The sequence below is a fragment of the Rhodospirillales bacterium genome (assembly GCA_023898765.1).
Taxonomy (GTDB): Bacteria; Pseudomonadota; Alphaproteobacteria; order Micavibrionales; family Micavibrionaceae.
The window spans coordinates 20,544-44,851 of the sequence record CP060238.1; the positions used below are offsets into that span (position 1 = coordinate 20,544).

The 24,308-nt window shown below is 52.7% G+C and carries 19 protein-coding genes; 12 read left to right on the top strand and 7 right to left on the bottom strand.

Translation table 11 applies throughout. The features are described 5' to 3' along the window. Positions 1 to 55: 55 nt before the first annotated feature. The 6 genes from H6853_00120 to H6853_00145 form a co-directional block, all read right to left on the bottom strand. The gene (locus H6853_00120; GenBank protein USO03732.1) at positions 56 to 1,042 is read right to left on the bottom strand and encodes a hypothetical protein; all 987 of its coding nucleotides are present in this window, start codon (positions 1,040 to 1,042) and stop codon (positions 56 to 58) included. Beyond that, a complete protein-coding gene (locus tag H6853_00125; protein USO03733.1) occupies positions 1,043 to 2,263 on the bottom strand; it encodes a type II secretion system protein in 1,221 nt (406 codons plus the stop codon). A 22-nt stretch (positions 2,264 to 2,285) separates the two neighbouring features. Then, positions 2,286 to 4,112, bottom strand: a complete 1,827-nt coding sequence (gene tadA / locus H6853_00130) for a Flp pilus assembly complex ATPase component TadA (protein USO03734.1) — start codon at positions 4,110 to 4,112, stop codon at positions 2,286 to 2,288. A 10-nt stretch (positions 4,113 to 4,122) separates the two neighbouring features. Next, positions 4,123 to 5,571 (bottom strand): choice-of-anchor D domain-containing protein, encoded by a 1,449-nt coding sequence (locus tag H6853_00135; GenBank protein USO03735.1) that lies wholly within the window; start codon positions 5,569 to 5,571, stop codon positions 4,123 to 4,125. A gap of 249 nt (positions 5,572 to 5,820) precedes the next feature. Next, complete coding sequence (locus H6853_00140; protein USO03736.1) at positions 5,821 to 7,998, bottom strand: type II and III secretion system family protein; 2,178 nt, start codon at positions 7,996 to 7,998, stop codon at positions 5,821 to 5,823. A 7-nt stretch (positions 7,999 to 8,005) separates the two neighbouring features. After that, positions 8,006 to 8,407, bottom strand: coding sequence for a response regulator (locus H6853_00145; GenBank protein USO03737.1), 402 nt, complete (start codon positions 8,405 to 8,407; stop codon positions 8,006 to 8,008). Positions 8,408 to 8,595: 188 nt separating this feature from the next. On the opposite strand from H6853_00145, the gene H6853_00150 reads away from it, so the two are divergent. The 6 genes from H6853_00150 to topA all read left to right on the top strand — a co-directional run bounded on the left by H6853_00150 (position 8,596) and on the right by topA (position 15,755). Then, positions 8,596 to 9,120 (top strand): prepilin peptidase, encoded by a 525-nt coding sequence (locus H6853_00150; protein USO03738.1) that lies wholly within the window; start codon positions 8,596 to 8,598, stop codon positions 9,118 to 9,120. Continuing rightward, positions 9,104 to 10,318: a CoA transferase gene (locus tag H6853_00155; GenBank protein ID USO03739.1), complete on the top strand. Its 1,215-nt coding sequence runs from the start codon at positions 9,104 to 9,106 to the stop codon at positions 10,316 to 10,318. Before H6853_00150 ends, H6853_00155 begins: the two co-directional genes overlap by 17 nt. A gap of 44 nt (positions 10,319 to 10,362) precedes the next feature. Then, a complete protein-coding gene (locus H6853_00160) occupies positions 10,363 to 11,322 on the top strand; it encodes an aspartate carbamoyltransferase catalytic subunit (GenBank protein USO03740.1) in 960 nt (319 codons plus the stop codon). A gap of 115 nt (positions 11,323 to 11,437) precedes the next feature. After that, complete coding sequence (gene plsY, locus H6853_00165; protein USO03741.1) at positions 11,438 to 12,025, top strand: glycerol-3-phosphate 1-O-acyltransferase PlsY; 588 nt, start codon at positions 11,438 to 11,440, stop codon at positions 12,023 to 12,025. Beyond that, positions 12,022 to 13,176 (top strand): DNA-protecting protein DprA, encoded by a 1,155-nt coding sequence (dprA, locus tag H6853_00170; protein USO03742.1) that lies wholly within the window; start codon positions 12,022 to 12,024, stop codon positions 13,174 to 13,176. The genes plsY and dprA overlap by 4 nt, the downstream gene beginning before the upstream one ends. 11 nt (positions 13,177 to 13,187) lie before the next feature. Then, complete coding sequence (gene topA / locus H6853_00175) at positions 13,188 to 15,755, top strand: type I DNA topoisomerase (GenBank protein USO03743.1); 2,568 nt, start codon at positions 13,188 to 13,190, stop codon at positions 15,753 to 15,755. Positions 15,756 to 15,761: 6 nt separating this feature from the next. Here the strand turns inward: topA and H6853_00180 are convergent, their stop codons facing one another. Then, positions 15,762 to 16,811, bottom strand: a complete 1,050-nt coding sequence (locus H6853_00180) for an NAD-dependent epimerase (GenBank protein ID USO03744.1) — start codon at positions 16,809 to 16,811, stop codon at positions 15,762 to 15,764. 192 nt (positions 16,812 to 17,003) lie between these two features. On the opposite strand from H6853_00180, the gene pseB reads away from it, so the two are divergent. Genes pseB through H6853_00210 form a run of 6 tightly spaced genes read left to right on the top strand, consistent with a single transcriptional unit; the run spans position 17,004 to position 24,305 of the window. Continuing rightward, positions 17,004 to 17,999: a UDP-N-acetylglucosamine 4,6-dehydratase (inverting) gene (pseB, locus tag H6853_00185; protein USO03745.1), complete on the top strand. Its 996-nt coding sequence runs from the start codon at positions 17,004 to 17,006 to the stop codon at positions 17,997 to 17,999. Then, a complete protein-coding gene (gene pseC / locus H6853_00190) occupies positions 17,996 to 19,159 on the top strand; it encodes a UDP-4-amino-4,6-dideoxy-N-acetyl-beta-L-altrosamine transaminase (protein ID USO03746.1) in 1,164 nt (387 codons plus the stop codon). Before pseB ends, pseC begins: the two co-directional genes overlap by 4 nt. Further along, positions 19,152 to 20,795, top strand: a complete 1,644-nt coding sequence (locus H6853_00195; protein USO03747.1) for an aldo/keto reductase — start codon at positions 19,152 to 19,154, stop codon at positions 20,793 to 20,795. The genes pseC and H6853_00195 overlap by 8 nt, the downstream gene beginning before the upstream one ends. An 18-nt stretch (positions 20,796 to 20,813) precedes the next feature. Further along, on the top strand, positions 20,814 to 21,617 hold the full coding sequence (locus tag H6853_00200) for an SDR family oxidoreductase (protein USO03748.1): 804 nt from the start codon (positions 20,814 to 20,816) through the stop codon (positions 21,615 to 21,617). Beyond that, entirely contained in the window at positions 21,611 to 23,146 is a 1,536-nt protein-coding gene (pseG, locus tag H6853_00205) for a UDP-2,4-diacetamido-2,4,6-trideoxy-beta-L-altropyranose hydrolase (GenBank protein USO03749.1), read from the top strand. Before H6853_00200 ends, pseG begins: the two co-directional genes overlap by 7 nt. Next, positions 23,139 to 24,305, top strand: coding sequence for an N-acetylneuraminate synthase family protein (locus H6853_00210; protein USO03750.1), 1,167 nt, complete (start codon positions 23,139 to 23,141; stop codon positions 24,303 to 24,305). Before pseG ends, H6853_00210 begins: the two co-directional genes overlap by 8 nt. Positions 24,306 to 24,308 lie beyond the last annotated feature (3 nt).

Below are 24,308 nucleotides of genomic sequence, written 5' to 3' on the forward strand. Positions count from 1 at the left end.
CAATATATACCTAAATCTAGCTTAATAAACGCCGACAATTCATATAAAATTTTATCTACTTATACCCGCGAACACGCGCCCTTCCGTCTTTTTCCAGCGGCGGAATAACATCTGTTTTTACGCCGCCAACGTTTCTTGTATAGGCCTGGGGCACGACAGCCTCCCAGACAACCTGTTTGTCCTTCACATCATATTTGACCAGTGTGCCCCCCAAAGTCCTGAGTTCATCCAAAAGCTCTTGAATACGGACCATATGTTTAATCGTGTCGCTTTGCAGGGCGTTATAGGCCTGTAATGTGAGTTGCTGCGCCGCGCGATCCGTATTCAACTTCACTTTGACAAGATCGCGTTTGACAGTATTGCTTAAAACAAACTGAAAAACCAGAGCGGAAAAAATAACCAGATTGACCGAAATACCAACGACCAGCAGCATCCTTGCCGCCGCCCTCGAAAGCTTTTCCGTTCTGAGCATCCGGTTTTTCCACGGCACAACATCCGCAACCTCTGCGTTAATCGTCACAAAATTCGCATCCATCGTTTGTATGCGGGGCAGAAGCGTCCTCGCGGCCCCGACAAAAATCTGCATCCTGCCCGTGTCAGGATCCCACCGCAGCGCAGAGGCCGTTCCTTCCTGTTCGTAAATATAAACGGTTTCCTTGTCCCAAAATTCGCTGTTTCCGGGAAGGGCTGCGGCAAGAGGGCACCAGCTATCCGGCGCCGAAGCCAGAGAGGACGACACACAGGCGAGGTACCAGCATCGCCCGCCTTCTACACTATATGTGAAATGCACCTTTTCCGTACCGCAAGCCTGCGATGCCGCATTCCATATAGCTTCCTCTTCCGTCCCTGCGACATAAGGAACGGATCCCCCGATAAGTTCCTGAGGCAAATAAGGCACAAGCTCTCTCTTGAAATCGGCCGTTTCGCCGGCAAGCTTATCAGCCAGACCGGGCGTCAGTCTGGTAACACCGGAAGTCTCCTGTTTTTCAGAAGCAGACCTCCCGGTGCGGCCCCGCGGTCCGTCCTTAGAAGAAATAGCCACCTACATTGCTCCTTCCATTAATCCACCCATCATACTATCCATGCTCATATTCATAACGGTGAGGGCATAGATAGCACTCCCAAACGCAATAACAAGATACACCCCGGTAAGCGCGAAAGCCAGCCAGATAATCAGCGAATGTTTTGTTTTGGCTGCTGCCGCTCTCATCTGCGCAATAGACGTCATGATGGTAGCAACTTGGCTAAGGTCAGACAAGGTTGCGAGTTCCATCCGCTCCCCATGCGTCAAAGGGGCCCTGTCCAAAGCCGCCCCGAGCATGACACCTCTTTCAAGATCTTCGTTTGTTTCGTCCCAATACCGGGCGACTTCCGGCGTTGTCGTCGCTTCCGAGGCCTGTTCCAGCGCAATATTGATCTGGACGCGCCCCTCAAGCATCCGCGCAAACGCCGTCATGGAATCGGCAAAACCCAAATCCCTCAAATACGCGCCTATCAGGGGAATTTTCCGGATAATTCTGGCCGTTGGCCAATCCTTTTTCCCCTTGTTTAAAATATGGGAAATAACGGCCCAGGCCATAAACGCCCCTATGGCAAAAGCGGAATAAATCAGAACATCCCACAGCAAAGCAAGATTCCCGACCACCGTATTAAACTTCGCAAGCGCTTCAGGTTCCGTAGGCGGATTGTCATGAAACCACTTGAGAACCATATCCTTTCCCCAATACAAAGACTGAACGATCGAGACAACGTCAAAAGCCAGCCAGCCCATCGTTCCCATAACAGCGCGTGCGTTTTTCCTTTTTTGGGTAATGGAGTGAATGGCGTGCGGAATCCCCTCGGCCAGTTGGTTGGCCTTTTCGCTCCCCGCAAGAATAGCCAGCGTTCCTGCATCGAAAATCCGCAGCGCCTTTAGCGCGTCAATAACACCAAGCCCCCTTGAGAGAGCTTCCCGGGCCGGCGCCAGGATATTCTGGCGCATAGGGTTTGTTTCCGACTCGATCAGCTTCCAAAACGCCACGCCGGGAGACGTGGCCGTCGCTCTGAATTGTATGCCGCGCAAAAGCTGAACCTGCCACCATGTCGACCGCGCCAGAATCCGCTCCAGAGGAGAGCGCTCATGTGGCCGGATTGAAAGAACATAGCCGCCGTTTTTAATAACGGCTTCACGCACGTCTTCCTGGGTCGGCAGATAAAAGGTCTCCGTCTTTTTCTTGGCGCCGTAGGGCGTATCGTAAGCAATTTCAGCGCTCCATTGCTGCATGTTAAAAACCCTATAAGAATCCCTATTCTTCCAGATAAGAAAGGGCGGATCTCGGATCCACAAGCCCGCTTGTTACCAGATCAATCAAACCATCCCGGCGGGTATGAACCTGCACCCCGTCCTCATGAACAAGATCGTTCACATTACCTATAAGCGCCTGATAGATTGAATCGCGGTGCCCAGGCCCCAATGTAATCATAATTGCATCGAGCAAAAGCGTTCGTCCCGAAATACCCGTCCGGTTACATAAATCGCATCCTGCCGTGTTGTGCGTCCGGACTTTTTCATCCGCCGAGATTCCGAATTCTGCTATTTCATGCTCTTTCAGGACGTCTCCGACCGTATGATGATGCGCACATCCCTGACAGAGGGTCCGCACCAGACGCTGGTTCAAAATCGCGCGAACCTGCTGGGAAAGGGTGTAAGTGGAAGAACGTTCCCGCTCCGCCGGCATCAAAGAGCGCAAGCGCTCAAAAGTCTGAAGCGCTGTGTCGGCATGGACGGTTGAAATCACAGTGTGTCCCGATTCCGCCGCCCGTAAAGACGTCTCGACCGTATCCGCATCCCGCATCTCCCCAATGATGATATAATCGGGATCGTGCCGCATCGCCGCGCGGATAAGATCCGCAAACCCCCCGCCGGGCATCCCCGACCGGACTTGCCATTGCGTTGCATAACGCAGTTCATATTCAATAGGGTCCTCAATGCTCAAAACATGCTTCCGGCGTCGGTCTATCTGCTGCACACAGGCATAAAGCGTTGTCGTCTTACCGGACCCGGTAGGACCGGAGAGCAGAATAAGTCCACCGCCTCCTTTAATTTCCGGCGACAAAAGAGATGCCATATAATCCCCCACATCCGGGTGACGACGGAAAAGCTCATCAAAGCCCTTCAGTGCCGCCCGGTCCAGAAGACGCATCGTAATTTTTTCACCATCCTGCGCCTGCGGCCCGGCAGCCACCCGGACGTCAATACCGCGCCCCTGCCACGTAAAGCCGAAACGTCCGTCTTTCGGCGTCACACGATCCCCGAAGTTCAGGCCCGCATCCCGCTTGAGCAATGTCGTGATACGTGCCATCGCATCCGCGGGCAACAGATGCATGGGAATTAAATCGCCGTCAATCCGGTAGCGAATCCAGTTGGGCGCATCGGGATTGTTGTCCTGAACAAGGTGAATATCAGAAGCCCGCAACTGCAGGGCCTCCGCCAGCATATCTCTTTGAAACTGGTTCAAAAGAAGCCCGTTATCAACATCGGCAAGCCACAGAGAGAGAGTCTTTTCGCATCTGTCGGCCGACAAATCATGAACAGAACGGAGCGTATCCAAAAGCTCCGCCCGGTCCCACATCTCCGTTTCAACCTTGCTGACACGGAATCCGCTTCGTGTTGCCGTTGAAATGAGAACCTCAACCTGGCGTTCGTTGAGCTCGTTAAGAGGCGCAATCGTAAGAACGCCGTCTTTCAGACCTATCAAATGGATACTTAAAGGAAGCCAGGCCTGCACAGGCAAAACGCTGCGCAACTGATCCCCCGTTGCCCGGTCCTTAATGCTGCTTTCTTCTTCAAGCCCGGAAGCGGACACCGCCCCCGCCATATCCAAAAGCTGGTCCGTAGAACGCGCGACACCATGTTCCAGAAACATGGCCCTTTCACGCTGTACCATATCCATATAGCGTTCGCGGCCTTCACTGGCACGCAATTTCCGGCGGTCCTGCCATTGCCGGCGATCCACACCCCCTGGAGGCGGGACGTCTAGGCGCCGGCGGTCCGCCCCTGAACGCTCGTCAACAAGCTCCCGTCCGGAAGGGGCATCCTTTTGTTTTTCTTCAGAAATTTCCAGATCATCCATAAATCGTCAATCAATTTTCTGTTTCACCGCTGCTTTCAGAGCTACTACTCTCAGAATCGCTCTCTGCACTTGATTGTCCACTAACACGGTTAACAGAAGATAAAGATTTATCAAAAAGCAAGAGAACCTGCTGATCTCCATTTATAAACTGGACAGAGTCCGGCCTGATTCCAATTTTCCATACAACGCCGCCAATAATGGTTTTCTCCCCGTCAAAAACGACCCTGCTGCCCCCTGGTCCGGATATAATCGCCCGCCGCGGACCCTGCGATGTAATGGTATACCCGTCCAGAACACCCCTGACCTCGACTTTCTTCGGCGCGGAACCACCTTTACCGTCAGACTCTTCCCCGGCGCCCAATGTGCTGGAATAAACAGGGGGAACATTGCCCAGAAAGGATCCCAGAGAATCCAGAACGATTGCCTTGCTATCCTTGTTTACAGCCCGCTTTGCCGTTCCACGGACAGGAAGAACGAGAATTCCGCGCACACCGTTGTGCCGGATCTGGATATCATCAAGAATATCCCCTTCACGAACAGGCTCCCAGGACAGCGTCAAAGGGCAGGCTTCAATAGGATCAAGTTTCGTCCCTATGCCGCAACCGCCCTTTAAAACCTCGACCCCCGTCTTGTTGTTAGACAGGCGAATGTCACGAATGGTTAAAGGCGCATCCCCCACATTGACCAGAGAAACGGTTATGGCGGAAACCGTTTCCACGCCGGTTCCGAAATCCACCTCGCTGAGAGAAGACGTCAGAAGCCCAAATCCCGGCACGACATCCGGGAAAACATCCGCCTCTTTTGCCGTATCCGGCGTATATTCCCCTTTTATGGCCGCACTTGATATACTCGTCGGGCCGCTATGTTCTACAACCAGAACACCGGTTGCCGGCCCTTTTTGGATAGGCGTCCATGTCACCGTCGCAATACAGGCCTGTCCCGTCTCCAGCGACGGACAATCCGCATCCAGAGACAGTCCCGACTGGGCGCCGGCCTGAATCGATATATCTTTGATGTTAATCATGTTTGACGTTGTATTCCGCAGAATAACAGACCGTACCAAAGGACGGCTGGCCGTCAGATCCCCAAAATCGATCTCACCGGGAACAATATCGATATCGCTTGTCAAAACCGTGGTATCATCCGAACTCTCGACAATCCCGGCCACTGTTGCCGTCAGGAGCTTCGAACGGCCGTCATGGCGCACAAGCATCTCGATCCTGTATTTGCCAACCTGCAGCGCCTTCACAGTCAAGGCGACAGCGCAAACAGCGCCCGGATCGAGAGGCGTCAGAGAACACTGGTTCTCGCTCACACGCGCCGAAACATTCGAAGAAGGATAAAGGCTGATATCGCCGGCCGTCAGAGGTTTTGCGTCATCATTCCGGAACAAAACAACAACCTGCGCAGAAGCTCCCAGCGAAACGATGCCGGCGTCAACCTTGTCGTTTACAGGCATCAGATCCCCCGTACCCCCGGAAGAGGTGCGCGCGCCCGGATCACCAAAAGCATCCTGAGCGCGAACATGTGTACCTTGAAGAAAACAAAGCACAATAAAAACAGAAATAACAAAACGGAAATAAGACAATGGAGGGCCTCTTTTAAACTTCAACGACAGTCTACCACGAAACAGAAGAACGTGAAGATGGATTATAACGGTTGTCAACACTCCCTAAAGACATAACAAAAAAAAACACATCAACCTGTTTTAATAACCTGTTTCCGCACCATATGTGCTATACGCACCCCCCTCCAAAGACGCCGCGTCCTTCTCTTCAATTTCGAAAATCTCGACAGAAGAAGAGGGAAGCTCAAAAATTTCAACGGAAGGAGGAGCCTCTTCGACAGGAGTCTCTTCAACAGGAGAGGAAGCAGGCCGCGCAGCAGAAACCGGAGCATCTGTCACGGGACGGGTTTCTTTCTGCCCCTGATATTTTGATTTAAATCCCGGCTTATAGCGCCCTCCCGAAAAAGGCACATAAGGAGATTTAGACTCTTCGGACACCTTGGGTGAAGCCGATTCCAAAACGGGCGCATAAGAAGAGGAAAGACTGGTCGCTGCTCCTGCGTTTTGCGCAGGTTCTTTCACAGGAAGCGCCGCAGGCTCCGGCGCCTCCACTTCAGCGGAAACAGGCGCGGGAGGAAGGGGTGGCGGAGGCTCCGCGATAACGGGCGCGGAAACAACAGGCTCGGCAATAACAGGCTCAGGAGGACGCACAGCCTCCCTCTTAACTTCTTTTTCCGGAAGAACGGCAGGCTCAGGTTCCTCTGCTTTGGCAGAAACAGGGGCAGGGGCAGGGGCCTGCACGGGCTGTGATTTCACAACGGCGGGCGCGGGATGAGCAACCTCAGGCTCAACGGCTTTATCAGAAAGAGCGGATGATTTGAGCGCGGCCGCAGGCACTGCAGAGGAATTGTGCGACATCGCCACGGTATCCGCAGCATTCTCATCTTTGGGCGTATACACGACAACGCGCGGCCGCAGTAAGATAACAAGTTCCAGATTATCCGTCTCCGCTGTCCGGCTTTGAGGAAGGATCGGCTCCATGAAACCGGGGCCTTCTTTGGAAAAATTATCCCTCTCCTGAACGAGTCCCGCAATCAAAACAGAATCTCCCGGACGAATCCGTATCTGGGTATTGAGTTCGCGCTCCGTCGTTTGAGGCAACTGGATAGACGTACTCGTCCCGCCGACACCGCCGTCGGAAAAGACGAAATTATCGATCTGGATCACATCCGTCAGCTTGACGGACACGTCGGCATAGACCGTGGAACGGTCCCATGTACTTCCGATATTCAGCGTAAACCCTGAATCAACGGAATCGGTATCGACAGAGGTTGTCGCCCCGCCGCCGCCATCCAGCGTCGTCGCAATTTTGGAAACGTAATTTTCCGTGTTTGCCACACGAAGCTCGGCGGAAGAGCCGGAAAGAACGGAGATTTGCGGTTGGGAAATGGATTTAACAGCCCCGAACGTGGAAAGAAACTGCACCATATCCGAAGGCGTCGCCCCGATCGCCTGTGTCGTCGGCAGGCCGATACTGATCGGGTTCGTGAAATTGGCCGACACATTCCCGTCGGCCGCAAGACTAACATTGAACTTCCCGAATTTATCGAGCATGGACCAGTCAATGCCAACCGTATTCCCGGCCCCCAGATTGACTTCCCATATATACGCTTCATAGACGATCATGGCCGTATTCGCCCGCAACCGCTGGAAATACCGGGAAGCTATAACGGCCTTTCGCTGCGTCGCCTGATAGATGATGGTCCTTGTCGTCGTATCTATGATAGGCGCTGCACTGCCACCAAGAACCGCGGAAAGCCCGGCCGCCACATTGCTCAAAAACGCCGTAGGGTCGCCGCCCCCCTCCCCGGCACTGGAAGCGCCAACGGGTGGAAGAGTCACCGTAAAGGTTTCCGTATCCTTTACAACAAGAACCCCGTTTTCGTAGGAACAATAAAGATCCGCCAAAGAACAGACACGGTGCACAACGCTGTCAAGCTCCCCGTGAAGATTCGCAACCGTAATCCGGCGGTCCAGCCCTTCATCGGTTTCAAAGGCAAGGGAAATGTCGTAATCGGCCAGAATGAGCTGCAAAGCCCCGGCCAGCGTTTCTGACCGCAATTCGAAAGGCCCCACAACCTCGCGGGGGAGGGATTCATCGGCGAGAATTTCCGGCATGAGAATATCGTCGCCCAAAGGAAGGTACATCACGCTGTCGGAACGTTCATTGACCGCGCTTTTTCTTTCGTCCGCACTCGCAGGAGAGGGAACCTTGACAGAGCGCGAATCCGGCACGCTCACCTCGGCGCACCCCAATAGAAGAAGCACAGCCCCCAAAAGAGAAAACAAATAACAATGGCTCGTACGACAAATCCGCATATTTGATCTACGCTCTTCTTCTGTTATGTATCTGGATTGTACGCTCTACCGCTTTCAACAATCTATCCTTCTGCACAGGTTTAATCAGTACGGACCCAACCCCCCAGGTTCTCGCCTGCCCCAGGAGGTCGGGGTTATTGTCCCCTGTTACCAGAATAACGGGAGTATCCATGTCCATGCCACGGATACTCTTGATAAAACCAAAACCATCCACAGGTTCCATGCGGACATCCACAATCGCCATGTCGACCGGCTGCGTTTTCATGACGTCTATTGCCTGATCTCCATGAGAAGCCTCAGCCACCTCGTAGCCGGCATCTGACAAATAGCGGACGATCTGCATCCGGACAAAGTCATTGTCCTCTACAACCAGAATTTTATTTGCCGGGGTTTTGTCTGTCTCAACCATGTTTATTAAAATCGCCTGATCTTGGAGTTCTTACGAAGAATCAAATTGAGGTTAAAGCAAGCTCCATAACTTGGCAATCTCTGTTGTAAATTTCTTATGACCACTTCAATATACAATTCTTAAAATCCGCTCTTAACATCTGGCTTTCGGAAACATCGAACGTTACTATCGCCGTCGGGAGAATAAATATGCTCTATGGAATTGCTTTTCTTTGCCTGATCGGCGCTGTGGGTCTTCTGGCGGTGTTATCCGTCATCGACCTGAAAATCCGCCTGCTCCCGAACAAATATGTTCTCACCTTCGCCCTGCTGGGACTCCTTTTTCATTTCGTCACCGCCGCGCGCTATCTTTCGCCGCAGGACATTGTGACAGGCGCCGCTCTTGGATTTGGAAGCCTCTATCTTCTGCGAATGGCGGCAAACGCGTACTACAAAATGGACGCTTTCGGTCTGGGAGACGTGAAGCTCATGGGCGCCGCCGGCTTATGGCTTGGCGTAGACGGCATTCTTATTTCCCTGACGCTCGGCGCCTTTGCCGGGCTTCTACACGGCCTTGGATACGGCTTCTACACCCATTTTCGTGACAAAACCCCGCTCGACTTTCACAATCTGGCTATTCCCGCGGGTCCCGGCTTTGCCATCGGCATTGTCTTGACCGGCATCTGGATATATCAGGATTTCATAAAGGATTTCAGCCATGTCTTTGCCTCTTGAAGGACTTCGTGTTCTCGATCTCTCCCGCGTCCTGGCAGGGCCCGTTTGCACCCAAATCCTGGGGGATCTGGGGGCGGACATCCTGAAAATCGAACGCCCCGGCCAGGGCGATGACACGCGCAAATGGGGACCGCCTTTTATGGCAGGGAAAGACGGAGAGGACACAAGCGAAAGCGCTTATTATTTATCCTGCAACCGCAACAAACGCTCTGTAACCATCGACATCGCAAAACCGGAAGGGCAGAAACTTGTTCGCCGGCTTCTGGCGAAAAGCGATGTCCTGATCGAAAATTTCAAGGTCGGCGGCCTTGAAAAATACGGGCTGGGCTATGATGATCTTAAAAAAGAGTTTCCGGCGCTTGTCTATTGCAGTATCAGCGGCTTCGGCCAAAACGGCCCGCTGGCGCAGGAACCGGGCTACGACTTTCTGGCGCAGGCCCTTGGCGGCCTGATGGCCAATACGGGAACGCCCGAGGGAGAGCCGGTAAAAGCGGGCGTGGCCCTCAGCGATGTCATGACAGGGCTTTACGGCACGATCGGTATTTTAACCGCCCTGCATAGCCGGAACGCAACAGGCAAGGGCCAGCGGGTCGATTTGTCGCTTCTGGACGTCACGCTCGCGGGCATGACGAACATTGCGCAATATTATCTCACCAGCGGCCAGAACGCGCCGCGGCAGGGAAACGCCCATGCGACCATCGTGCCCTACCAGTCCTTCAAGACACAGGACGGACATGTCGTCGTCGCCATTGGAAACAACGGGCAGTTTGAAAAATTCTGCGCCTTTCTGGGACAGGAATCATGGGCGGAAGATCCGCTTTTTTCAACCAACGCCGCGCGCGTGAAAAACCGGGAGCAACTCGTCCCCATGATTGCGGATATCATTGCAAAAAAACCGACGGAACACTGGGTCAACGCCTTGCGGGACGTCGACATCCCCGTGGCGCCGGTCAATACCATAAGTCAGGCCTTTGACATGGAACAAATTCAGGCCCGCGGCATGAAGATCGCCATGGACCATCCCCTGTCCGGCGAAGACATTCCTCTGGTCGGCAGCCCGTTAAAACTCTCCGAAACCCCCGTATCCTACCGGCAGGCGCCGCCCACGCTGGGACAACATACACACGAGGTTCTGAAAGACATTCTGGACATGAAAGAAGCGGACATGGAAAGACTGGAAAATCAGGGCGTCATATAAATCTTGCCTTGCCCTCGCGGCTGCGGCGCGGTTATATGAAGCTCATGCAAAAACCTTTTCAAAAAGTCGACCGCGGCGCCTTCGGGCACAAACATCTCATCGGGATTAAAGATCTCGGCAAAAAGGAAATCGAAATCATTCTGGATCTGGCCGATTATTACGCCGACCGTCTGGACGACCGCAAATTCAAACCCCATATCCTCGAAGACCGGATTGTCCTCACGCTGTTTTTCGAAGATTCAACGCGCACCCGCACCTCCTTTGAAATGGCCGCCAAGCGGCTGGGCGCGGACGTGGTGAACATGAACATTCAAACATCTTCCGTCAATAAGGGCGAGAGCCTGCTGGACACCATCCAGACGCTGGAGGCCATGCTGCGCCCGGACGCCATTATTATCCGGCACAAGGAATACGGCGCGCCGGGCTTTGTGGCTTCGAAAGTGGCCTGCCCCGTCATCAATGCAGGGGATAGCTGGCACGAACATCCGACGCAGGCCCTGCTGGACGCCCTCACCATCCGCCGCCGTCTGGGAAAAATAGAAGGGCTGACCATCGCCATTTGCGGCGACATCGCCCATAGCCGCGTGGCGGCCTCCAACATGATCCTCCTGCGTAAAATGGGCGCCCGTGTCCGTATTGTCGCCCCGCCCGCGCTCATCCCGGAAAGCTTCCCCGTCGAAGATATTGAAACCTTCGAAAACATGAAAGACGGCCTCAAAGACTGCGATATCGTTATGATGCTGCGCAACCAGACGGAGCGCATGCAATCCGGCCTGATTAAATCGGATGCCGATTTCTTCCGGCAATACGGCCTGTCTTACGAAAAGCTGGCCTTTGCGAAGCCCGAAGCTTTCGTTATGCACCCCGGCCCCATAAACCGCGAAGTCGAAATCGCAGGCGATGTCGCCGACGATCCGGATCGCAGCCTGATTTTACAGCAAGTCCGCAACGGGGTTCCCACCCGCATGGCCGTTCTGGATTTGCTGCTGAAAGACCGGTCATGAACCAAACAACACAACATCTTCATGTCATCCTGAGCGAAGGGCGCAGCCCGAAGTCGAAGGATCTTTGCAGGCGGATATATTCAAGATCCCTCGACTTCGCTCGGGATGACAGGTGATGGAACTCTTTTTTTCAGCACTCTTTGGCTATCTTCTGGGATCCATCCCTTTTGGCCTTGTCCTGGCGCGCCTTGGCGGATATGGCGATATCCGGGAAATCGGCTCCGGCAATATCGGCGCGACGAATGTTTTAAGAACGGGCAGCAAACCCCTGGCCCTTGCAACTCTCCTTCTGGATAGCGGCAAAGGCGCCATTGCGGTCCTTATGACGCTCTATTTTATCGACTTTAACGCGGCCATGCTCGCAGGATTCGGCGCCATACTGGGACATCTCTTCCCCGTCTGGCTCAAATTCAAAGGCGGCAAAGGCGTGGCCACGGCGCTGGGCACGCTGGTTGCGCTGGCTCCTTATATCGGCCTGAGTGCCTGCGGCCTCTGGCTTTTGACCGCGCTGGTCTTTCGCATTTCGTCTTTGTCCGCCCTCGTAGCGATCGGCTTTACCCCTTTGATTGCACATATCTTGTATGATGATGCCAATCTCTCCGGCCTGTGCGCCCTCATCGCCGCGCTGGTTTATTTGAAGCACCGCGCCAATATCAAACGCCTTTTCAAAGGGGACGAACCGAAGATAGGGAAAAAGAAATGACCCTTGCCGCGCCATATCAGGCCCCTCTGGAAGCCCCTCTTTCCTTATCGGAAAAGCTTGACTGGCTGCGCCTGATCCGCACGGACAATGTCGGCCCCGTTACCTTTTACCGCCTGATGCAGCGCTATGGCAGCGCAGGAAAAGCCCTTGAAGCCCTGCCGGAACTTTCACGGCGCGGTGGAAAAGCCAAAGCGCTCACCCCTCCCTCGAAAGAGGTCATGGAACAGGAATACCAGGCCCTTCAAAAGCTCGGCGGCGATTTCACCTGTGCCTGCGAGGCGGATTACCCGCTGCCTCTGGGCGCGTGTGAAGACGCCCCGCCGGTTATCTCCTTCCTTGGAGACAAAACGCTGATGCGGCGCAAATGTCTGGCGATGGTCGGCGCGCGTAACGCGTCCCTGAACGGACGGAAATTTGCAGAAAAACTTAGCCGCGAACTGGGACAGGCCGGGCAGACAATTGTTTCCGGCCTTGCCCGGGGAATCGACACCGCCACCCATCAGGGCGCGCTGGAGACGGGCACGATCGCAATCGTGGCAGGCGGACTGGATATTATTTATCCCCGGGAAAATACAGATCTTTACAAAAAAATATGTGAGCAAGGTCTGGTCATCGCGGAAAGTCCGCTCGGGATGGAACCGCTGGCCCGCCATTTTCCGCGCCGCAACCGCATTGTTTCCGGCCTTTCGGCAGGCGTGGTCGTGGTCGAAGCGACCGTGAAATCCGGCTCTTTAATTACCGCGCGCATGGCGGCCGAACAGGGACGTGACGTCTACGCCGTGCCCGGCCACCCCTTCGATCCCCGTGCCGCCGGCCCCAACCGCCTTATTAAAGACGGCGCCACTTTGGTCCAAAGCGCGCAGGATATTTTGCAAAACCTGTCGAATTTTACAGGAGCTTCCCTGCGCGAAAAACCGCAGTTTTCCTGGATTCCACAAGAAGACATTCTCCCCGTCGAGGACCATGAAATGCCCCCTGAAAATGTACAGGCTCTTCTCCTGCAGTATTTATCGCAAACACCCATAGCGGTTGACGAATTGGTGCGAAGCTGTCATTTGACTATTCCTGTGGTGCAAACCGCTTTGCTGGAAATGGAACTGGCGGGGCGGATCGAGCGCCTTCCGGGTGGCCGGATTGTATTGATACATTAAGGGGAAACAGATTGGACGCTCCAAACATTGTCATCGTTGAATCGCCCGCCAAGGCCAAAAAAATCGAGGGTTATCTCGGCCCCGGCTACAAGGTTCTGGCCTCTTACGGACATGTGCGGGATCTGGTGAACAAAGACGGCTCCGTCCTGCCCGATGAAAATTTTGCCATGAAGTGGGAACTGGGCGAACGGGCGGCCAAGACCGTGAATGAAATCAAACGCGCCGTCGAAAAAGCCGATGCGGTCTATCTCGCCCCCGACCCCGACCGCGAAGGGGAAGCCATTGCGTGGCACGTCAAAAAAATTCTGGAGGATGCGGGCCTGCTGAAAGGCCGGAACGTCTACCGCGTGACCTTTAACGAAATCACCAAAACGGCGGTCAAGGAAGCGTTTGACCATGCCCGCACGCTGGATCATGCGCTCATCGATTCCTATCTGGCCCGGCGGGCGCTGGATTACCTTGTGGGATTTAACCTCTCCCCTATTCTTTGGCGCAAGCTCCCCGGCTCCCGTTCAGCGGGGCGCGTGCAGTCGGTCGCCCTGCGCCTGATCAGCGAACGCGAAGCGGAAATCGAAAAATTCAACGCGCAGGAATACTGGTCGATCGAAACCCTGCTGCACAATAAAGACGGCGCGCCTTTTACGGCGCGGCTGACACACCTGTCCGGCAACAAGCTGGACAAGATGGATATCGGCACCGAAGAAGAGGCCCTAAAAGCCGAAAAGCGAATCCGGGAGAAGAAGCTTTCCATCCAGAGCGTCGAGAAAAAACAGGTGCGGCGAAACCCGCCGGCCCCTTTTATCACCTCTTCCCTGCAAATCGAGGCTGCCCGCAAGCTCGGCTTTTCCGCTTCCAACACAATGCGGATTGCCCAGCGGCTCTACGAAGCCGGTCTGATTACCTATATGCGGACCGATGGAACGGATCTGTCTCAGGAAGCCGTGCAGCAGGCAAGAGGGCAAATTAAAAGCGATTACGGCGATAAATATCTTCCGGAAGCGCCGCGCCTTTATAAATCCAAGGCCAAAAACGCTCAGGAAGCCCACGAAGCCATCCGCCCGACGGATTTAAGCCTGCTGCCGGGCGGGAAAGACGCGCCTTCGGAAGAAGATCAGCGCAAGCTTTATGACCTCATCTGGAAACGCACCATGGCCTCCCAGATGGAAAACGCCGTTTTGGACCAGGTCCGCGTCGATATTTCGGACGGAACGGATGATGTGGTTTTAAGGGCCAACGGCTCCGTCATCTCTTTTGACGGATTTTTGACCCTGTATCACGAGGAACAGTCCGAAGACGAAGAAGACGCGGATCAGGAAAAATTCCTGCCCGAACTTGCGCAAGGGGAGCCCTCCAAACTCATGGAAGTGCGCCCCGCGCAGCATTTCACCCAGCCGCCGCCGCGTTACACCGAAGCCTCGCTGGTCAAGAAAATGGAAGAACTCGGGATTGGCCGCCCTTCAACCTATGCCTCGATCCTGCAGGTCCTGCGGGACCGTTCCTACGTGACGATGGACCGCAAGCGCTTTGTCCCGGAGGACCGGGGACGGATCGTGACCACTTTTCTCGCGAGGTTCTTCACCCGCTATGTCGATTACGATTTCACCGCCAATCTGGAAGAAGAGCTGGACGCCATTGCCTCCGGCAAGGTGGGCTGGCAGGAAACACTGCGCCAGTTCTGGATTGATTTCTCGAAAGCCGTAGATGAAACAAAAGAACTGCGCATCACGGAAGTCATTGACCATCTGGATGCAGAACTGGCCCCCCATTTCTTCCATAACGGCGAAAAAGACAGGATATGCCCCGCCTGCACCGAAGCCGGGCGCAAGGAAGGGCGGCTGTCCCTCAAGCTTGGGAAATTCGGCGCCTTTATCGGCTGCACCAATTATCCCGATTGCCGCTTTACCAAACCCCTGGTTGTCCCGGGCAAGGACGGAAATGAAAACGAAGGCGCGGAACTCGCAAACAACCCGAAAATATTGGGTGAAGACCCAGATACGGGACGGGCCGTATCTTTAAGAAGAGGTCCTTACGGCCCTTATGTCCAGATTGATGCGCCCGAAGAAACCGCCGAGGAAAAAGCGGCCTATCAGGAAAAACTCGACGCTTATGAAGAGCGTTACGCCAAGCGCGTTGAGGCCGCCGAGAAAAAAGGCAAAGAGGCGCCTAAAAAACCGAAAGCGCCTAAAAAACCTGCCAAAAAACCAAAACGCCAGGGGCTTCCCGCAGGCGTTGCCATTGAAGACGTCACGCTGGAAAAAGCGCTGGAGCTTTTGTCCCTGCCGCGGGAGATCGGACCGCATCCCGAAACGGGCAAAATGATTACGGCCGGAATCGGGCGCTTTGGCCCGTTTGTCAATCACGACGGCAAATTCGCCTCCATTCCCAAGGACGAAGACGTGATGTCTATCGGCATGAACAGGGCCGTGGATTTGATCGCCAAAAAACAGGAACGCGACGCTGCAAAAGCCGCCAAATCCGCTGAAAAAAGCGCGGCGCCGAAACCGAAAAAGAAAACGCCGGCAAAGAAGAAAAAAGCGGCCAGGAAGAAACCGGCCCCTAAAAAGACCGCGAAAAAGTAACCCTGGCTACCCTTGTTTCGCCGCTTCTTCCCTTTCCGGGCCGTTGCCGAGTTTGTAGTACGCCCTGTACCAGCTCACAAATTCCTGCAGCCCCTTCCGCAGAGGGGTTGCAGGTTTAAAGCCGACGGCTTCCTGCAGGGCCTGCACATCGGCGTAGGTTTCCGGCACATCGCCGGGCTGCAAAGGCATCATGTTATATTCGGCCTTGAGGCCCAGCTCCTCCTCCAGCGTTCTAATCATCTCCATCAGTTCCACCGGATTGTTGTTGCCGATATTGTACAAACGGTAGGGTGCGTTGCTGTTTTGAGGGTCGGGGTGATCGCCGTTCCAGCCGGCGTGCGGCGCGGCCGGCTTGTCGATCAGGCGCGCAACCCCTTCGATAATATCGTCTATATACGTAAAATCGCGGCGCATATGGCCGTGGTTGTAAATATCAATGGGCTTGCCCTCATAAAGGGCCTTGGTGAACTTAAACAAAGCCATATCCGGCCGCCCCCACGGCCCATACACCGTAAAAAACCGCAGGCCCGTACAGGGAATCCCGTAAAGATGCGCATAAGTATGCGCCATGAGTTCGTTGGATTTTTTCGTGGCGGCGTACAGGCTGATCGGATGATCCACATTGTCATGCACTGAAAAGGGCAATTTCGTATTGGCCCCGTACACGGAAGACGAAGAGGCAAAAACGAGATGCTTCACCGGATGATGACGGCACGCTTCCAGAATATTCATAAATCCCATAATATTGCTGTTGATATAGCTGTAGGGATTTTCAATGGAGTAGCGCACGCCCGCCTGAGCCGCCAGATTCACAACGGCTTCGGGTTGAAATTCTTCAAAAATCCGGTCGATGGATACTTTGTCTTCAAGATCCGCTTTTTCCAGACGAAAATTTTCAAAGGGTTCCAGCTCTTTCAAACGGTTTTCCTTTAAAGTCACATCGTAATAATCATTCAGATTATCCACGCCGACGACCTCTTTGCCTTCGGCGCACAAACGGCGGCTTAAATGGAACCCGATAAATCCGGCGGCCCCTGTAACCAGGATTTTCTGCATAAAAGACATTCCCTTCAAAATAGAACTGAGAAGTACCAGATGATCCCGTGACAGGCAATACGTTCCCGATCAGGCTTCGGGATTTAACGCCTTGGCATCCGTGGAAAAATTGACGGTTGATAGAGTTTTACAGATGATTTAGAAATATTTTCTGCAAAAGCACTCCGGCATCAGGAAAGTAAACAAAAAAGCATGTTTGAGAACCAGTCAATTTTAGTCACAGGCGGGACAGGGTCTTTCGGAAAAAACTTTATCCGGTACATTCTGGATCATTATAAGCCAAGACGCCTTATCGTTTTTTCCAGGGACGAACAGAAACAGTTTGAAATGTCGCATGAGTTCAATGCCCCCTGCATGCGATATTTTATTGGAGATGTCCGCGATCTGGACCGTCTGCTTATGGCTATGGATGGTGTGGATTATGTCGTGCACGCCGCTGCGTTGAAAATCGTTCCGACGGCGGAATACAACCCCATGGAATGTGTGAAAACGAATATAAACGGCGCAGAAAATGTTATTCGGGCAGCAACGGCTTGCGGCGTGAAAAAAACGGTGGCCCTTTCGACGGACAAGGCCGCCAATCCGATCAATTTGTACGGCGCAACCAAACTTGCTTCCGACAAGATTTTTGTTGCCGCAAATAATATCAAAGGAGCCAAAAAGTGCATGTTCAGTGTGGTGCGTTACGGCAATGTCGTTGGGTCCAGAGGCTCAATTTTGCCGTTTTTTAGGAAACTGATTGCACAGGGCGCAAAAGAACTCCCCATTACAGATGAACGAATGACGCGATTTTGGATCACGCTTGATCAGGGTGTTTTATTTGTCATCAACGCTTTTCAGCGCATGCAGGGGGGAGAAATATTCGTGCCGAAAATCCCGTCCCTTAAAATGACGGATCTGGCCTTATCCCTCGCACCGGACCTGCCCCATAAAATAATAGGAATCCGCCCCGGCGAAAAACTGCATGAGGTCATGTGCCCGAAAGACGATTGTTTCCGAACCATAGAGTTCGACGACTATTTTGTTATTGCACCAACGATTAATTTTAATGAAGAGATCGACTATTTTTCAAATCCTCAGGGGGGAAAAGGCATCCTTGTCCCGGACGGATTCGAATATAATTCTCTGGATAACACACATTATTTGAGCGTTGAAGAAAGCAGAGACTTAAACAAGGCTATTCAATGATCCCCTACGGCAGACAGGATATATCCGAACATGATATTAAAGCCGTTGTTGACGTTCTTAAATCCGATTTTTTGACGCAAGGCCCCGTCATTGAAAAGTTTGAACGCCGGATGGCAGATTATTGCGGGGCAAAATATGCCGTAGCCGTCAGCAACTGCACCACAGGGCTTCATCTGGCGTATCAGTCTTGCGGCCTTCGGAAAGGCCAGCGCCTCTGGACGAGCCCCAACACGTTTGTTTCAACAGCCAATGCAGCGCTGTATTGCGGCGCGGACATCGATTTTGTCGATATCAATCCTCATACATACAACATGTCCCCGCAAGCATTGAAGGCAAAACTGGAAAAGGCGAAAAAAGAAAACACGCTCCCTGACATTGTTGCGCCTGTCCATTTTTCCGGCCGGTCCTGCGATCTTGAGACTATGTACACTCTCTCCGAAGAATACGGTTTTGATATTGTCGAAGATGCCGCGCATTGCGTTGGCGCGGCTTATAAAGAAAAGAAAGTGGGATCTTGCGTCTACTCAAAAGCTGCCGTCTTCAGTTTTCATCCGGTGAAAATCATTACAACCGGAGAAGGTGGAATTATCACAACCAATGACGAACATGTTTATCAAAAGCTCATATATCTGCGTACACACGGGATCACACGGGAACCGGAGCTTATGCAGAAAAAAGACGAAGGCGCATGGTATTTTGAACAAATTGACCTTGGAAACAATTACCGCATTACAGACATACAATGCGCACTGGGACTCAGCCAGATGGACAGGCTGGAAGAGTTTGTGACACAGCGGCGGGTGCTGGCACAAAGATACAATAAAAAACTGGCAGATCTTCCGCTTCAACTTCCCACCCCCTGCCCTGACAGTAAGTCAAGCTGGCATCTTTACGTGATAAAGCTTCAACCGGAAAGAAGCCGGAGAGAAGTTTTTGACCTTTTGCGCGAAGCGGATATTGGCGTAAATGTTCATTACATTCCTGTGCACCTGCATCCTTTTTACCGCCGCATGGGCTTTAAAGAAGGAGATTTCCCTGCGGCGGAAAGTTATTATGCTCATGCCCTGACCCTTCCGCTTTATCCGGGATTAACGTTCGACCAGCAGGATTATATCTGTCATCAACTGGAAACCATCCTGACGGGACATCCTCATGCCTGACGTAAGAATCGTGTTGCAGGCCCGCCTGAATTCCTCGCGCCTGCCGGGGAAAATGCTCTTGCCTGTGGGGGGGATTCCTTTGGCTGTCTTGTGTGCCAAAAGAGCCGTAACGGCGCAACATCCATTGGTCGTTGCCACCTCTTTGGAAAAATCGGATGACTTGTTGGCGGCGTGTTTATCAAAGTTTGACACCCCCTGTCTGCGCGGAGACTTAAACGACGTTCTGGGGCGTTTTATTCAGGCCTCATCGGACATGAAGGACCAGGACCTGATTATCCGCCTGACCGGAGACAATCCCCTTGTAGACTCTTCCTTCGTGAATGACATTCTTGCATTTCACAAAAAATCCGGAGGGGATTATACGCGAAGCTTTTCCCCCTTTGACGGGCTGCCTTACGGACTCAGTGCGGAAGTTATTCGTCTTGGCAAATTGCGCGAAATCCACCAGATGGACCTGCCCGCGGAAGACCGGGAACATGTGACCTCCTACCTGACAAAAAAGGGAGATTACGCGTTGTTTTCTTCTCCCTTAAAAGAAGATCTTTCCCATCTGCGTGCAACGATTGACAGCTTTGAAGATTATCTGCGCATTGCAGGAATTTTTGAAGATGTAAACGAAGACCCGATCTGCGTTTCATGGCAAACGCTGGTTGAAAGATTGAAGAGAAGTCCTGATGCACCGGCCTTTAAAACGCCCTACAAGAAAGCCGGGCTGCGGGTGGAAAGCCGTCTGGCTCTGGGAACCGTTCAACTGGGGCTTGATTACGGCATCGCCAACCGGACCGGAAAACCTGCCATGGCGAACGCAAAAAAGATACTGGAGACAGCCATCGCGCATGGAATCAACTTTATTGACACCGCTGCGGCATATGGGGAATCGGAACAGGTGATTGGCACTTGTCTCAATCTTGCCCAAAAACAGGATTTGAATATCCACACCAAACTTGCCACCTTGGATGATCTGGGGGGCTCTCCTACGCCCCGAGCAATCAAGGATGCGGTCGAAGCAAGCCTTTATAAATCCGCTTACCGTCTGGGCCTGAGTACACTGCCCTGCGTCATGCTGCACAGATGGGAACATTACACACAGCATGCGGGGCAAATCTGGAACCATCTACGTATCTTAAAGCGGGAAAATCTCATTAAGAAACTCGGTGCGTCGGTTCAGTCCCCGGCGGAAGCGCTGGAAGCGCTTGCAGAGCCGGAAATAGAATTTATCCAGATCCCCTTTAACATTTGTGACTGGCGGTGGCGGGAAAGCGGATTCGCTGACGCACGCATGCGGCGGCAGGATATTCATATCCAGGCGCGCAGTAGCCTGTTGCAAGGCGTGTTCCTGCTTCCGGCGGCACAATGGCCTGTGCTGGATCCAACAGAAGCGGACTCTTTCAAAAAAACGCTCAAATCTCTGGTGCAGACTTGCAATAGAAAATCCGTGCAGGACCTTTGCTATGCCTATGTCCGTTCAATGGAATGGATTGACAGTATCGTGGTGGGCGTAGAAACAATTGAACAGCTTGAAGAGAATTTAAGCTTGTTTAACCAGTCTGTCCTCGAGGATGCGGCAGAGATTGAAAAACAGATTCCAAAACTTGATGAAAAATTCCTTAACCCGGCCTTGTGGCCTGCAAGATAACGAAGATGGGATAATGCCATGACCCTTCAAAAAAATTTCGATCTCGGCGATAAAGTCATTTTGGTAACGGGCGCTGCCGGTCATCTGGGCCACGCAATTTCAGGACGGCTGGTCAAGGCTGGCGCCTTTGTTTATTTAAACGGACGCACGCCGGAAACGCTGAAAGAACTGGAATCGGATTTATCGAAGTACGCAGGCGGCTGTCTGGCTTTGCCTTTTGATATCAGCGATCAGAAAGCCCTGCGGGAAAATGTCCGGACAATCAAAGAAAAAAGCGGACGGCTGGATGGTCTGGTAAACAATGCTTTTGTTCCGATGGGCGGGTCCGTTGACGACGCCACTTATGACGATTTCCAGAAATGTTTTTCTGTCAATGTCTCGGCCCTGTTTGATTTGACGCAACAATGTCTGCCATTGCTGGAGCGCAAACATAAAACGGATGATTATGCTTCGATTGTAAACATTGCTTCTATGTACGGCGTGGTAAGCCCGGATCCTTCCATTTATGGCGATAGCGGTATGAACAACCCGCCCTTTTACGGCGCGTCCAAAGCCGCCATTATCCAGCTTTCCCGGTATTTTGCCGGACATGTAACAGACCGGGGCATTCGCACTAACAGTGTCAGTCCCGGCGCATTTCCTCCACCGGCCATCATAAAAGACATGCCGGATTTTCACAAACAGCTTTGCAAAAAAAACCCGATGGGACGTATTGGCAACCCGGATGAAGTGGCCGCAGCCGTCCACTTCCTCCTGAGCGCCGATTCAAGCTATGTGAACGGCATCAACCTGCCCGTCGATGGGGGTTGGACCGCATGGTAAAAAACATGCCCGAACAAATGCCTGTCATTGTATTCCGCTGCGATGCCTCCCCTCATATCGGAACCGGTCATGTCATGCGCTGCCTGACGCTGGCACAAAAATTTAAAGAAAGACGATTCCATGTCTCATTCTTAAGCACACAGGAAACGCTCGAAACAGTGCGTGCCCTGCGGGAAAGCGGATTTCCAGTACACATTGGGAATGAAATGAGTCATGCCGACTGGTTGGTTGTCGACCATTACGGGCTTGACAAATCTTATGAGAGTGCAGCGCGGCGCTGGACTAAAAATATCATGGTTATCGATGATCTTGCGGACCGGGCCCATGATTGCGATCTTTTAATGGACCAGACCTATGGGAGGGACCCTTCCGACTACAAAGCTCTGGTGCCGGAAACATGCAAAATTCTGGCTGGCGCTCAATATGCCTTACTGAGAAAGGACTTCTCACGCCTTCGCCAGACGCTGGACCGGGATTTTTCGAAAGCGCAGCGCGTCCTGATCTCTTTTGGCGGAATAAATCCGAAAGGCGCAACGGAATATACCCTCTCCATGATACGGGGCTACAAAGAAAAATCTCTGGATATTGATGTTGTCACAGGCGCCGGCGCGCTTTCTCTTCTGTCTGTGAAAGATGCCGTTGCCGCAATAGAGAATGACGGATTTCATAAAATCACCCTTCATCTGGACACCCCGCATATAGCCAACCTTATGGTGCAGGCCGACCTGTGCATAGGCGCAGCAGGCGCAACAAGCTGGGAACGTTGCTGTTTAAAGTTGCCGACAATCGCACTGGAACTGGCGGACAATCAAAAGCTTGTTTTAGAAAATTTGGAAAAGGCCGGCGCCATTTATAATATGGGGTCCGTTGACACCCTCAAAGCACCGGATTTTTTAGAGGTTTTTTCCAGGTTGATGGCTCCCAATTCCGAAACATTGCGGCAGGATATGGGGCAAAAAGCCGGCGCCTTATGCCATGGGCAGGGCACAGACAGGGTTTTCTGCCTGTTTTTAAAAAAAATGGCAAAATCCGGACGATCCGTTTCCCTGCGCTTTGCCGATGAAGAAGATTGCAGGACCGTCTTCGAATGGCAGACCAATCCACAGATCAGAAAATATGCCAGAAATCCGCGAGCCCCCTCATGGGAAGAACATCAGACATGGTTTTCCAGCAGTCTGGATCATCCCGACCGGCAACTCTTTATTGTGGAATATGACGGGAAAGCGGCAGGCGTTGCCCGTCTGGATAAAAAAGATGCGAAAGAACGGCAGGATATAATTCAAAATCCGACCGCAGACATCTATGAAATCTCCATTTTCATAGCCCCGGACCTGCAGGGACAGGGGATAGCTGCGGCAACCCTTTCCCTTTTACGGGCCTACGAGCCGGAGGCACCCCTGATTGCCGAAATTTTGCCGGACAATAAGGCGTCCCATACGCTTTTCCGCCGCGCCGGATTTACTTCCGTCAACACTTCATGGTACATATCCAACCCATGCACTGTAGAGAAAGGAACATGTCATGCCTAACTTCAAGATCGGGGATCGTCTGGTTGGTCAGGATGCCCCCTGCTACATTATCGCTGAAGTCTCCTGCAATCATAACGGCGATTTCAATGAGGCATGCAAAATCATTGAGGCCGCCGGAAAAGCCGGTGCAGACGCCGTCAAGCTTCAGACCTATACCGCCGACACCATTACGCGCAACTATAAAGGCATGCTGGAAGGAACAATGTGGGCAGGCATCGATTTGCATGCCCTGTACGAAAAAGCGCACACGCCGTGGGAATGGCATAAAGACCTGAAAAAAGTCGCCGAGGATAACGGATTGCAGCTTTTTTCCTCGCCCTTCGATGAAACTGCCGTCGATTTTCTGGTAGAACAGGATGTGCCGGTTTTAAAAGTGGCCTCTTTTGAAGCTGTGGATACGAAGCTTCTGGAATATATGGCGCAAACGGGAAAACCCATCATTGTCTCCAACGGCATGACGGATTTTCTGGAGATGAAAGAATCCATAGACGTACTGCGCAGCGCGGGGGCACAAGATATCGCCCTTTTACATTGTAACAGCGGCTATCCGGCAGCCTTCCATGAGGTCAATCTGGCGACTATTCCCGTTATTGGAGAACTGTTTAATTGTGTGACGGGGCTTTCGGATCACACTTTGTTTGCGGACCATGAAAACAAGACGGAACCCGCTGCGCATATTGCGCCGGTTGAATCCGTAAAATTCGGGGCGAAAATCATCGAAGTTCATTTGATGCTGGATCGCAATCATTCCCGTGCGCTCTTTGAAAAAAACAAGGGGGGATATGACTGGGCCTTTTCGCGGGAACCCCATGAATTGAAGCGCATGATTGACATGATCCGACAATACGAGAAAGACGGCTTTGTAGGATATGAAACAGCCCGTGAAAGAGAACTCGCCGATTTGACGCATGGTAAAGTCTGTTTCGAACCGACCCAGCGGGAAATTGAATCGCGCCCGGCCCGCCCGTCTCTTTGGGTCGTTCAAGACGTAAAAGCCGGAGAAAAACTTAATTTTGCCGCAGGACGTAAAGGAAATGTCGATTCCATTCGTCCCGGAAACGGCGGCCTTCATATTCGTTATGCCGATTTCATCAGCTCGAAAAAGGCACGCACCGATATCAAAGCCGGCACACCATTGCAATGGGATATGATCGCCTGAGAT

What these genes read in the sequence shown, in the direction of transcription:
- H6853_00125 (USO03733.1), bottom strand. Translation starts at nt 2,263, where the DNA reads ATGCAGCAATGGAGCGCTGAAATTGCTTACGATACGCCCTACGGCGCC.
- H6853_00135 (USO03735.1), bottom strand. Translation starts at nt 5,571, where the DNA reads ATGCCTGTAAACGACAAGGTTGACGCCGGCATCGTTTCGCTGGGAGCT.
- H6853_00195 (USO03747.1), top strand. Translation starts at nt 19,152, where the DNA reads ATGCCTGACGTAAGAATCGTGTTGCAGGCCCGCCTGAATTCCTCGCGC.
- H6853_00180 (USO03744.1), bottom strand. Translation starts at nt 16,811, where the DNA reads ATGCAGAAAATCCTGGTTACAGGGGCCGCCGGATTTATCGGGTTCCAT.
- pseG (USO03749.1), top strand. Translation starts at nt 21,611, where the DNA reads ATGGTAAAAAACATGCCCGAACAAATGCCTGTCATTGTATTCCGCTGC.
- H6853_00200 (USO03748.1), top strand. Translation starts at nt 20,814, where the DNA reads ATGACCCTTCAAAAAAATTTCGATCTCGGCGATAAAGTCATTTTGGTA.
- pseB (USO03745.1), top strand. Translation starts at nt 17,004, where the DNA reads ATGTTTGAGAACCAGTCAATTTTAGTCACAGGCGGGACAGGGTCTTTC.
- H6853_00145 (USO03737.1), bottom strand. Translation starts at nt 8,407, where the DNA reads ATGGTTGAGACAGACAAAACCCCGGCAAATAAAATTCTGGTTGTAGAG.
- H6853_00150 (USO03738.1), top strand. Translation starts at nt 8,596, where the DNA reads ATGCTCTATGGAATTGCTTTTCTTTGCCTGATCGGCGCTGTGGGTCTT.
- H6853_00155 (USO03739.1), top strand. Translation starts at nt 9,104, where the DNA reads ATGTCTTTGCCTCTTGAAGGACTTCGTGTTCTCGATCTCTCCCGCGTC.
- plsY (USO03741.1), top strand. Translation starts at nt 11,438, where the DNA reads ATGGAACTCTTTTTTTCAGCACTCTTTGGCTATCTTCTGGGATCCATC.
- H6853_00210 (USO03750.1), top strand. Translation starts at nt 23,139, where the DNA reads ATGCCTAACTTCAAGATCGGGGATCGTCTGGTTGGTCAGGATGCCCCC.
- H6853_00140 (USO03736.1), bottom strand. Translation starts at nt 7,998, where the DNA reads ATGCGGATTTGTCGTACGAGCCATTGTTATTTGTTTTCTCTTTTGGGG.
- H6853_00160 (USO03740.1), top strand. Translation starts at nt 10,363, where the DNA reads ATGCAAAAACCTTTTCAAAAAGTCGACCGCGGCGCCTTCGGGCACAAA.
- pseC (USO03746.1), top strand. Translation starts at nt 17,996, where the DNA reads ATGATCCCCTACGGCAGACAGGATATATCCGAACATGATATTAAAGCC.
- tadA (USO03734.1), bottom strand. Translation starts at nt 4,112, where the DNA reads ATGGATGATCTGGAAATTTCTGAAGAAAAACAAAAGGATGCCCCTTCC.
- dprA (USO03742.1), top strand. Translation starts at nt 12,022, where the DNA reads ATGACCCTTGCCGCGCCATATCAGGCCCCTCTGGAAGCCCCTCTTTCC.